Genomic DNA, 1,281 nt, shown 5'->3' with positions numbered 1-1,281 from the left:
GAAAATACAACAACTGAAAACACTAATATTGGTTTAGTGGGTTATATATGTGATGAAGGCGTATTGAGAAATCAGGGTAGAGTTGGTGCTAAAAAAGGACCAAAAATTGTTAGAAACAAATTAGCAAAACTACCTACTCATTTCACCAATAAGAAAGTAACAGATTTTGGTGATATTATTTGTATTGATAATCATTTAGAAGACTGTCAAAAGGGTTTTTCTAAAATAATCGGTAAACTAATATCAGAAAATATTTTACCGATAGCCATTGGTGGTGGACATGATATTGCTTATGCCAATTTTAATGGAATTAAATTAGGACTAAAAAAAACCTCGAAAAAGAAAATTGGTATAATTAATTTTGATGCGCATTTCGATCTAAGAACTGTGGAAACACAATCAAATTCAGGAACTCCTTTTAATCAAATATTATCAGAAAATAAAGACGTAAGTTATTTTGCAATTGGCATTCAACAACAATCTAACACCAAAGAATTATTTAAAATTGCCCAAGAAAAAGAAGTTTCTTTTGTTAGTAATTTTGAGTGTGAAACATTAGATAACAATTTAAAAAACAAATTAAATTTATTTATTGATGAAGTAGATTATTTATATGTAACCATAGATTTAGACGGTTTTTCGTCTGCTTTTGCACCTGGTGTAAGTGCTCCTTCTCCTTTGGGTTTTCACCCCATCTTTGTATATCAAGCTTTAGAGTTTATTTTTAACAGTAAAAAAGTAATATCCTGTGATATTGCAGAACTAAATCCAAATTTTGATATTGATAACCAAACTGCAAATTTAGCGGCAAGATTGGTAGATTTTATCATTTTAAATGCATAAAAAAACCTTTTAGAAATAAATTCTAAAAGGTTTTTTACTATATTTTTTTGTTGTACTATTTCATCTTTTGAAGATTTGCAACTTCTAAATTAGTAAGTGCTCTCCATCTACCTCTAGGTAGGTTTTTCTTTGTTAATTCAGCAAAAATAACGCGATCTAACTTGTTTACTTTATAGCCAACATGTTCAAATATTTTACGTACAATTCTGTTTCTACCAGAGTGTATTTCTATACCAACTTCACTTTTTGGCTGCCCATCTACATAAGAAATTGCATCAATAAACACTTTTCTACCCTCTATAATTACATCTCCACGTAATTTTTCTAAGTCTTTTAAATCTAGTTTTCTATCTAAAGAAGCATGGTACAGTTTACGTACATTGTGTTTTGGATGTGTCAATTTTTTAGCCAAATCTCCATCATTAGTAAACAACAACA

The 1,281-nt window shown here is 29.2% G+C and carries 2 protein-coding genes; one reads left to right on the top strand and one right to left on the bottom strand.

From position 1 onward, the window contains the following. A partial coding sequence (hutG, locus tag ACTG3S_RS10090; protein ID WP_439129234.1) for a formimidoylglutamase occupies positions 1-843 on the top strand: 843 nt, incomplete at its 5' end. 55 nt (positions 844-898) lie between these two features. Here the strand turns inward: hutG and ACTG3S_RS10085 are convergent. Next, a partial coding sequence (locus ACTG3S_RS10085) for a pseudouridine synthase (protein ID WP_439129233.1) occupies positions 899-1,281 on the bottom strand: 383 nt, incomplete at its 5' end.

Source organism: Polaribacter sp. (genome assembly GCF_965656025.1).
Taxonomy (GTDB): domain Bacteria; phylum Bacteroidota; class Bacteroidia; order Flavobacteriales; family Flavobacteriaceae; genus Polaribacter.
Note: the sequence above shows the minus strand (reverse complement) of the source record. Positions and strands in the feature narration are given on the sequence as shown.